Here is a 9273-nt window from a genome sequence, read left to right as displayed (position 1 = left end):
CGGAAACCAGTTAGAAAATTCGAATGGATAGACTGATTTGAGGCTGGAACGGTCGGTTAAACAGAAGGGTCAACAACGGCGGGGATGGAAAATAAAATCAAGATGATCAATGTGTTGCATTTTGATGACGGGAGCGCTGCGAGTGCCCCCGTCAGGGGCTTCATATCAGGCGCCAGCCCACAGCAGGATGGCCAGCAACTGGGGTGAGATGATGCGCAGGAACATCACCAGCGGATAAACGGTCGCGTACGACAGGGCACTGGCACCACTGGTGGGGTGCATGCCGTTGGCAAACGCCAGGGCGGGAGGATCCGTCATGGAGCCGGCCAGCAAGCCGCACAGGGTGAGGTAGTTCATCTTGCCGTACAGACGGGCCAGCACACCGACCACCAGCAGCGGGATCAGGGTGATCGCCACCCCATACATCATCCAGGCCGGACCATCGCCGTTGATCAGGGTATCGATGAAGCCGGCGCCGGACTTGAAGCCCACCACCGCCAGAAACAGCACTATGCCGATCTCCCGCAGCGCTAGGTTGGCACTGGGGGGCATGAACCAGTAGAGCTTGCCGATGCTGCCGATGCGCGACAGGATCAGCGCCACCACCAGCGGACCGCCCGCCAGACCCAGCTTGAGCGCCGCCGGGAACCCGGGCAGATAGAAGGGGATGGAGCCGAGCAGCACGCCAAGGCCGATGCCGATGAACACCGGCAGCATCTGCACCTGCTGCAGTTTCTGCTGCACGTTGCCCACCACATTGGTGACCGCCTCGATGGCGTCGAGCCGTCCCACCAGGTTGAGGATGTCGCCGAACTGCAGGCTGGTCTGGCTGGTCGGGACCAGCTCGATGCCGGCCCGGTTGAGGCGCGAGATCACCACGTCGTACTTCTGCTTGATGTCGAGATCGCGGATCTTCTTACCGAGCACCTGCTCGTTGGTCACCACCACCCGTTCTACCCGCAGATCGGTGCCGCGAGTGGAGAGCGAGGTCTCCACCTCCTCCCCCAGCACCAGCAGTACCTTGCGCAGGGCGTGCCGCTCACCCACCAGGTGCAGCAGGTCGCCCAGTTCGATGCGCGAATCCGGCCGCGGCACCATCAGCTCCTCGCCGCGCTTGAGGCGCGAGCAGATGACGTCTGCCTCGTCGAGACTCGGGATCTCGCTCAGCATCAGACCGTGGATGTTGGGGTTGCGCACCGCGATGTTGATGGTCTGCAGACTCTCCTTGGTCTTGCCGGCCTGCTGTTCAAACTGGGCAGCTTCTTCGTCGATCTTGATGCGAAAGAACATACGGATCAGCCACATGGTCAACAAGATGCCACAGATGCCGAACGGATAGGCGACCGCATAGCCCATCCCCATCAGGCCGGTGGAACCGGGCGCAGCGCCAAGCTCCGCCAGGATCTGCTGGCCGGCACCGAGAGAAGGGGTGTTGGTCACGGCACCGGAGAAGACCCCCAGGATCACCGGCAGCGGCACGTCGAACAGCTGGTGCAGGGCTGCTGCCACGGCGCAGCCAAGCAGTACCAGCAGGGCGGCGAAGCCGTTTAGCTTGAGGCCGGAGCTGCGCAGGGAGGAGAAGAAGCCGGGGCCGACCTGAATGCCGATGGTGTAGACAAACAGGATCAGGCCGAACTCCTGAATGAAGTGCAGGGTCTGCTCATCAAGCGCCAGCCCCGAGAGGCCGGCGAAGTGGCCCACTATGATGCCGCCGAACAGCACCCCACCGATCCCGAGACCGACGCCATAGACTCGCCAGTTTCCCAGCCAGAGCCCCAGCACTGCCACCAGCGACAACATGCTGATGGAAAGCGCGATATCACTCATTTCGTGCATCCTTTGCGAATTGAACTGCCCCTAGCTTGTCAGCAAACGTCGCGGCCAACTGTGTGATACCGCACGAATTTATCCTTTTGAGCAGCAAAAAATACCAATTAAGGGCTAGTTAGGCGACGTAGCCATAAATGGCCATAAAGTGACAAACGCTGCCCCCCAGCACGAACAGATGCCAGATGGCGTGGTTGTAGGGGATACGTTTGGCCACATAGAAAATCACCCCCAGGCTGTAGATGAGACCACCCAGCCCGAGCAGCAGCAAGCCTTCCCCCTCCAGATGGATATAAAGCTGATAGACCACCAGCAACGACAGCCAGCCCAGCATCAGGTAGGTAAACAGCGACAGCTTCTTGAAGCGGTTGATGAAGAGCAGCTTGAACACCACCCCCGCCAGCGCCAGCCCCCAGATCACCACCATCAACCCCTGTGCCAGCGGCGTGTCGAGCGCCACCAGCAGGAAGGGGGTATAGGTACCGGCGATCAGCAGATAGATGGCGCAGTGGTCGAATACCTTGCACCAGCGTCTGGCCGGCCCTTCCGCCATGCTGTGGTAGAGGGTAGAGGCCAGATAGAGCAGCACCAGACTGCCGCCATAGAGGCTGTAACTGACCAGCGCCTGAGGGCCCTGTGCCCAGCCTTTGTTCAACAACAACACCAACCCCAGGATCCCCAACACCAGCCCCAGGCCGTGGCTGAGGCGGTTGGCCAGCTCCTCGCGGGGCGAATAATCCGTCACACTGCTCATTGCATACTCCTACCCAAACTGCGCTCACTCTAGCCGTCGTCATTTCAGAGTACAAGTGTTAGCTTAAAGTGATTTTCATGCCATTTGCCATGTGTTGAGGAGATGAGCATGGCTGTCACCCGCTGGCCTTTGGTGTATGCTCTGCGGCCGATGCCCACGTAGCTGTTGCCACCGCGCTTGCTCACCACCCAGTGACTCCCTGGCAACCCGGTCTGGAGAACCTGATGAAGTTGACTGAACTGTTTGCACTACCGGATCCGGCCTTCGGCCAGGCCATGACGAATCTGCTGGAGACCTTCCACCACTCGGATGACAGTCAGGCCCCCTACCAGCGCGACCAGTTCACCCACCAGCTCGATCAATCCCGCATGCCGGCCACCGGCATCGCCATGGATGACTATCTGGCACGCCTGGCCACCCTGGTGCCTGGCGCATCTCACCTCACCTCGCCACGCTACATGGGTCACATGACGGCCCCGTTACCGGCCTTCACTGCCGAGTTGTCCCGCCTGGTGGTGATGCTCAACCAGAACCCGATGAAGATGGAGTCCTCCCGTCTGCTCAGCTTTCTGGAGCGGGAGGTGCTGGCCAAACTGCACCGTCTCATCTATCGCGCCGACGACGCTTTCTATGAGGAGCAGATGCATGCCAAGGATGCCGCCCTTGGCGTCATGACCAGCGGCGGCACCATCGCCAACGTCACCGCTCTCTGGCTGGCTCGCAACCGCGCCTGCGGCGACAACCTGTTCGCGCTCTATGAGCAGGGCTATCGCGGCGCCGTCATCCTGGGCTCGCGGCTGATGCACTACTCCTTCGACAAGGGGATGGATCTGCTGGGGCTGGGGGCGCGCAGCGTCTGGCGCCTCCCCACCGACGACCAGAACCGGCTCGACATGGCCGCGCTGGAGCAGGCCCTTACCCAGTGCAAGGAGCAGAAGCTCAAGGTGCTGGCACTGGTCGGCGTGGCCGGCAGCACCGATTTCGGCTCCATCGACCCGCTGCCTGAGCTGGCGGACATCGCCGAGCGCGAGCAGATCCACTTCCACGTGGATGCCGCCTGGGGCGGCCCGACCCTGTTCTCGCCCCGCTATCAGGCGCTGCTGGCGGGGATCGAGCGAGCCGATACCGTCACCCTGGATGGCCACAAGCAACTGCTGGTGCCGCTCGGTACCGGCATGCTGCTCTGCCGCCAGCCGGACCTGATGATGGCGGTCAAGCGGGAGGCCCCCTACGCCATCCGCGCCAGCTCCTTTGATCAGGGGCGTTTCACCCTGGAGGGCACCCGCCCGGCCAATGCGCTCTATCTGGATGCCGCCTTCCAGCTGTTCGGCCAGCAGGGTTATGCCGAGCTCATCGAGGCCAACTACGACCGGGCCCGCCTGATGGCCGGCCTTATCGACCAGGATCCCGCCTTCGAACTGATGTCAGCCCCGGTGATGAACCTGCTCTCCTATCGCTGCATCCCCCCTCATCTGCAGGGCAAGCTGCTGGACGAGGCCGCCAACGAACAAGTCAATGCCTTCAACGTCGCCCTGCAGAAGGCTCAACGCGCCGAGGGGCACAGTTTTGTCTCCCGCACCCAGCGCGCCGTGGGTCGCTACGGCCCCCAGCCGCTCACCCTGCTGCGGGCCGTGCTGCTCAATCCGCTCATCGAAGAGCGCCATATCCGCGATCTGCTGGCGGATCAGCAGCGGCTGGGCGCCGAGATCGCAAGGCAGTTATTTGGCTGAGGAACTGGCTGGCGAATGAGCGGTCTTATTCATTTGCCGTTGCCCATCGGGCAGGTACACTGAATCAAATTTTGCGGTCCACTTTTGAGGGCGACGAGCCAGACATGAAGCAATTTATTGAATTTATTCCTCTTATCGTTTTCTTTGCAGTCTACAAGTTCTACGACATCTACATGGCGACCGGCGCCCTGGTGGTGGTGACCGGTCTGCAACTCGCCTACAGCTGGATCCGCTATCGCAAGGTCGAGAAGATGCAGCTGTTCACCTTCCTGCTGGTCGGCTTCTTTGGCGGCCTCACCGTCTTCTTCCACGACGACACCTTCATCAAGTGGAAAGTCACCGTCATCAACGTACTGTTTGCGCTGGGCCTGCTCATCAGCCGTTACGGCTTTGGCAAGAACCTGATCAAGCAGATGCTGGGCAAGGAGCTGCAGGCACCGGATCCCGTCTGGGATCGGGTCAACCTCGGCTGGGTCGGCTTCTTTACCGTCTGCGGCCTGCTCAACCTCTATGTGGCCTTCAACCTGCCGCAGGAGATGTGGGTCAACTTCAAGGTGTTCGGTCTGCTTGGCATGACCCTGGTATTCACTCTGCTGAGCGGTGTCTATCTCTATCGCCACCTGCCCGCCGAGCAGAAAAATGAAATGAAAAAATAACTGCCATCAAGAAAAGGATCCTCTCATGTGGTATCTCATCTATTCCGAAGATGTCCAGGGCAGCCTGCCGCTGCGCAAGCAGGCGCGCCCGGCCCATCTGGCCAGGCTACAGGCGCTGCAGGATGAAGGGCGGCTGCTCACCGCCGGCCCCAACCCGGCCATCGATGCCGAGGATCCGGCCGATGCCGGCTTTACCGGCAGCACCGTCATCGCCGAGTTCGCCTCACAGGCGGATGCCAAGGCCTGGGCCGATGCCGATCCCTATGTGGCGGCCGGTGTCTATGCCAAGGTGACCATCAAGCCGTTCAAGAAGGTCTTCTGACCCAACGCGAATAGCGAAATAAAAAAGGCCGGGCTGGCAGTTCACGCCAGTCCGGCCTTTTTCTATCCCGATATACCGTTTTATGCCTTGGCCACGAACCAGGGGTTGAGGATGTCTGGCTTGTTGTAGCACAGCGGCGAGCCATCGAGCTGGGTGACACTGCCGCCCGCCCCCTCCAGCACCGCCTGTGCCGCACCGGTATCCCACTCACAGGTGGGGGCGAGGCGCGGGTAAAGCTCGGCCCCCCCTTCGGCGATGATGCAGAACTTGAGCGAACTGCCCATGGAGACCAGCTCAATCTCGCCCCGCGCCATGTCACCAAAGCCCGCCAGGTAATCCAGGGTGGCCTGGGAGAGGTGATTGCGACTGCCCACCACCCGCCAGGGCGTACCTTCCTGATGAGGTTGGCTCTGGATGGCCTCACGCTTGCCATCAGCCACCCGCCAGGCCCCCAGCCCCTTGCCGCCATACCAGAGCTGGTCCAATACCGGGGCATAGACCAGTCCCCAGCGCGGAGTCCCCTCTTCAATCAGGGCGATATTGACGGTGAACTCGCCGTTGCGGGAGACGAACTCCTTGGTGCCGTCCAGCGGGTCCACCAGCCAGTAGCGGGACCAGCCGTGGCGCGCCGCCATCACCTCGGGCCCGGACTCCTCGGACAATACGGGGATGTCGGGCGTCAGCCGGGCCAGCGCCTGCACGATCACCTCGTGTGCGCCCTTGTCGGCGGCGGTCAAGGGGCTTTCATCCTGCTTGTACTCTACCGCAAAGGGCTGACTGTAGATGGCCATGATGGCGTCACCGGCGGCACGGGCGATGGGCTCCAGCTCGGAAATCGCGGGAAAAAACATAAGAAAAGACATCCTGGTCAAATGGTTAGCACAGTGTACCTATTTTGGAATGGCGTGGGTTATAGCCGATTCAGCTGAGTTATAACCCTGTTACTTCTGACAGACAAAAAGTGGCGCAACTCGGCTAATTCTCAATAGGCATTCCACACAACACAAGGACGTGACGCCATGAACTACAAGACCCTCACCGCCACCCTGCTGCTGAGCTGCCTGCCCCTGCTCAGCCAACCTCTGCTGGCAGCCGACAAGCCTGCTGCCAAGCCGGCAACCACGGTCACCGCCGCCAAGGAGAGCGGCAAGGTGAACCTGAACACTGCCAGTATCAATGAGTTGACTGCGCTCAAGGGCATTGGTGAGAAGAAGGCTCAGGCCATCGTCGATTACCGCGAGAAGCAGGGCAAGTTCACTACCGTGGATCAGCTGGCCGATGTGAGCGGCATCGGGCCAGCCACGCTGGAAGCAAATCGGGACATGATTATCGTCAAGTAACCGATCCATACCCCTTCCATCATAAGGGCAGCCTGTGGCTGCCCTATTTTTCTTCGGGTATCATGGGCCCACTTTGTATCTCTGGACTCTCTCCATGAAAAAGACACCGCTCGTTGTACGCAAAGCCGTTCTTCCCGTCGCCGGTCTGGGCACCCGCATGCTGCCAGCCACCAAGGCCATCCCCAAGGAGATGCTGCCCGTCGTCGACAAACCGCTGATCCAGTATGTGGTGCGCGAAGCCATCGCCGCCGGCATCAAGGAGATCATTCTGGTCACCCACTCGAGCAAGAACTCCATCGAAAACCACTTCGACAAGAGCTTCGAGCTGGAAGCGACCCTCGAGAAGCGGGTCAAGCGGCAACTGCTGGAAGAGGTGCAACACATCTGCCCGAAAGACGTCACCATCATGCACGTCCGCCAGGGGGAAGCAAAAGGTCTGGGACACGCGGTGCTCTGCGCCCGTCCGCTGATCGGCGACAACCCGTTTGCGGTGCTGCTGCCGGACGTGCTGATCGACGAGGTGGCCAGCGACCTCAAGCAGGACAACCTGGCCGAGATGGTGCACATGTTCGAACAGGATCACATCAGCCAGATCATGGTGGAAGCCGTCCCCGAGAGCGAAGTGGACAAATACGGCATCGCCGACATCAAGGGAGAAGCGCTGAGCGAGGGCATGTCTCTGCCGATGCAGGCCATCGTCGAGAAACCGCCCCGTGACGAGGCCCCCTCCAATCTGGCCGTGGTCGGCCGTTACGTGCTCTCTTCCAACATCTGGCCGTTGCTGGAGAAGACCCCCGCCGGTGCCGGTGACGAGATCCAGCTGACCGATGCCATCGCCATGCTGATGGAGCAGGAGCAGGTGAATGCCTACTTCATGAAAGGGCGCAGCCACGACTGCGGCAGCAAGTTTGGTTACATGAAAGCCAATGTGGAATATGCAGTGCGCCATCCGGAACTGAACGGCGAATTTATCACTTGGTTGAAACAGTTTGCCAAGCAGCTGTAATAGCTGAATATTTAACCTATTAATGGAATAAAACACTGGGCATCATTCGATGCCCTTTTTCATTTTATAAACATATATTCAACCATTGATAGATAAAATATCGCTAAATCATAATATTGTAATTTAATCACGCTTGTTCTATAAGGATTATGGCTTGTTCCTAGCCCTTGCATAAAATTTCTAAAAAAATATAAGACACAGGTGGAAGTTCCAATGAATAATCCGTCCAAAGGGACCTTTTTAGGTCACCCTAAAGGGCTTTTTTTGCTCTTTAGTACCGAACTGTGGGAGAGATTCTCCTATTACGGCATGCGTGCCGTGCTCGTGCTCTATCTGACTGACATGACTGCCAACGGCGGGATGGGCTGGACTCAGGCCGATGCCCTCAAGCTGTACGGCATCTATACCGGTCTGGTCTACATCACCCCGATCATCGGCGGCTGGCTGGCAGATACCTTCCTCGGCCAACGCCGCGCCATTCTGTTTGGTGCCGTGCTGATGGCCGCCGGCCAATTTACCCTGGCGCTGCCGCACGCCATGTTCCCGGACATGGTCAACACCGTCTTCTATTCGGGTCTCGGCTTGCTGATCGTGGGTAACGGTCTGTTCAAACCCAACATCTCCACCATGGTGGGTGACCTGTATCAGGAAGGTGACCACCGTCGTGACGGTGCCTTCACCATCTTCTACATGGGTATCAACCTGGGCTCCCTGCTGGCCGGCGTGATCTGTGGCGCTGCCGCAACCGCCTATGGCTGGCAAGCCGCCTTCGTCAGCGCCGGTATCGGCATGCTGCTCTCCCTGGTGGTACAGGCCACCATGGCTCAGCGTTTCCTGGGTGACATCGGCCGCGTGCCGGCCGCCCAGCGCGCCGCCGAGCAGCGCTCCAAGGAGCAGAAGGCTCCGCTGACCAAGCAAGAAGTGGATCGCATTAAGGTCATCCTGGTGCTGGGTCTGTTCACCATCATCTTCTGGGCAGGCTTCGAGCAGGCCGGTGGTCTGATGAACCTGTACGCGCAGGAGTATACCGACCGCATGATCGGCAGCTTCGAAGTGCCGACCGCCTGGTTCCAGTCCCTGAACCCCTTCTTCATCATCACGCTGGCCCCCATCGTTGCCGCCATCTGGATCAAGCTCGGCAAGAAAGAGCCGAACTCCCCGGTGAAGTTCGCCATGGGTCTGCTGTTCCTGGCCGTGGGCTTCCTGTTCATGATCGGTGCCGTGCTGGAGCAAGGTGGTGATCAGGCCGTCAAGACCTCCATGTTCTGGCTGGTCGGTGCCTACCTGTTCCACACTTTGGGCGAGCTCTGCCTCTCCCCGATCGGCCTCTCCATGGTGACCAAGCTGGCTCCGCTGCGCCTGGCCTCCCTGATGATGGGTGCCTGGTTCGGCTTCGTGGCCCTGGCCAACTATGCCGCCGGTTTCATCGGCTCCTTCGTCGGCGAATCCGGTGCCATGGCCATCTTCGGTGGCATCGCACTGGCCGCCGTGATCAGCGCGCTGATCCTGCTGACCATGGCCAATCGCCTGGTCTACTGGATGCACGGTGCAGAAGGTCCGGCCAAAGAGCCGCAGGAACACGACAAGAAGCTGCAATCTGCCGCCGTCTAAGCGGTCAAGATTGTCAGCAACAAAGAG

Annotated in this window: 9 protein-coding genes; 6 read left to right on the top strand and 3 right to left on the bottom strand. The window is 59.9% G+C overall.

The genetic code is table 11. From position 1 onward, the window contains the following. Positions 1–165: 165 nt before the first annotated feature. Together C2U40_RS02930 and trhA are read right to left on the bottom strand one after the other, a co-directional pair. Entirely contained in the window at positions 166–1827 is a 1662-nt protein-coding gene (locus C2U40_RS02930; protein ID WP_017411002.1) for a putative transporter, read from the bottom strand. Positions 1828–1945: 118 nt separating this feature from the next. Further along, complete coding sequence (gene trhA / locus C2U40_RS02925; protein ID WP_016351856.1) at positions 1946–2581, bottom strand: PAQR family membrane homeostasis protein TrhA; 636 nt, start codon at positions 2579–2581, stop codon at positions 1946–1948. A gap of 224 nt (positions 2582–2805) precedes the next feature. Between trhA and C2U40_RS02920 the strand changes: the two genes are divergently transcribed. The 3 genes from C2U40_RS02920 (at position 2806) to C2U40_RS02910 (ending at position 5289) form a co-directional block, all read left to right on the top strand. Then, positions 2806–4311, top strand: coding sequence for an aminotransferase class V-fold PLP-dependent enzyme (locus tag C2U40_RS02920; protein WP_103829022.1), 1506 nt, complete (start codon positions 2806–2808; stop codon positions 4309–4311). Positions 4312–4415: 104 nt separating this feature from the next. After that, a complete protein-coding gene (locus tag C2U40_RS02915; protein WP_024946223.1) occupies positions 4416–4967 on the top strand; it encodes a septation protein A in 552 nt (183 codons plus the stop codon). A 25-nt stretch (positions 4968–4992) separates the two neighbouring features. Beyond that, positions 4993–5289: a YciI family protein gene (locus C2U40_RS02910; protein WP_005309589.1), complete on the top strand. Its 297-nt coding sequence runs from the start codon at positions 4993–4995 to the stop codon at positions 5287–5289. A gap of 80 nt (positions 5290–5369) precedes the next feature. Here C2U40_RS02910 and cysQ read toward each other — a convergent pair whose 3' ends face one another. After that, positions 5370–6140, bottom strand: a complete 771-nt coding sequence (gene cysQ / locus C2U40_RS02905; protein WP_181014945.1) for a 3'(2'),5'-bisphosphate nucleotidase CysQ — start codon at positions 6138–6140, stop codon at positions 5370–5372. 168 nt (positions 6141–6308) lie between these two features. On the opposite strand from cysQ, the gene C2U40_RS02900 reads away from it, so the two are divergent. The 3 genes from C2U40_RS02900 (at position 6309) to C2U40_RS02890 (ending at position 9246) form a co-directional block, all read left to right on the top strand. Next, entirely contained in the window at positions 6309–6629 is a 321-nt protein-coding gene (locus tag C2U40_RS02900) for a ComEA family DNA-binding protein (RefSeq protein ID WP_011707247.1), read from the top strand. Positions 6630–6723: 94 nt separating this feature from the next. Beyond that, complete coding sequence (gene galU / locus C2U40_RS02895) at positions 6724–7635, top strand: UTP--glucose-1-phosphate uridylyltransferase GalU (protein ID WP_029305299.1); 912 nt, start codon at positions 6724–6726, stop codon at positions 7633–7635. A gap of 213 nt (positions 7636–7848) precedes the next feature. Further along, entirely contained in the window at positions 7849–9246 is a 1398-nt protein-coding gene (locus tag C2U40_RS02890; RefSeq protein WP_011707249.1) for a peptide MFS transporter, read from the top strand. Positions 9247–9273: the final 27 nt, after the last annotated feature.

The organism is Aeromonas sp. ASNIH4 (genome assembly GCF_002934425.1).
Taxonomy (GTDB): Bacteria; Pseudomonadota; Gammaproteobacteria; order Enterobacterales; family Aeromonadaceae; genus Aeromonas; species Aeromonas hydrophila.
Note: the sequence above shows the minus strand (reverse complement) of the source record. Positions and strands in the feature narration are given on the sequence as shown.

Excerpts from the sequence above, each read along its gene's own strand:
- C2U40_RS02930 (WP_017411002.1), bottom strand. The coding sequence starts at position 1,827 with ATGAGTGATATCGCGCTTTCCATCAGCATGTTGTCGCTGGTGGCAGTG.
- trhA (WP_016351856.1), bottom strand. The coding sequence starts at position 2,581 with ATGAGCAGTGTGACGGATTATTCGCCCCGCGAGGAGCTGGCCAACCGC.
- C2U40_RS02920 (WP_103829022.1), top strand. The coding sequence starts at position 2,806 with ATGAAGTTGACTGAACTGTTTGCACTACCGGATCCGGCCTTCGGCCAG.
- C2U40_RS02915 (WP_024946223.1), top strand. The coding sequence starts at position 4,416 with ATGAAGCAATTTATTGAATTTATTCCTCTTATCGTTTTCTTTGCAGTC.
- C2U40_RS02910 (WP_005309589.1), top strand. The coding sequence starts at position 4,993 with ATGTGGTATCTCATCTATTCCGAAGATGTCCAGGGCAGCCTGCCGCTG.
- cysQ (WP_181014945.1), bottom strand. The coding sequence starts at position 6,140 with ATGTTTTTTCCCGCGATTTCCGAGCTGGAGCCCATCGCCCGTGCCGCC.
- C2U40_RS02900 (WP_011707247.1), top strand. The coding sequence starts at position 6,309 with ATGAACTACAAGACCCTCACCGCCACCCTGCTGCTGAGCTGCCTGCCC.
- galU (WP_029305299.1), top strand. The coding sequence starts at position 6,724 with ATGAAAAAGACACCGCTCGTTGTACGCAAAGCCGTTCTTCCCGTCGCC.
- C2U40_RS02890 (WP_011707249.1), top strand. The coding sequence starts at position 7,849 with ATGAATAATCCGTCCAAAGGGACCTTTTTAGGTCACCCTAAAGGGCTT.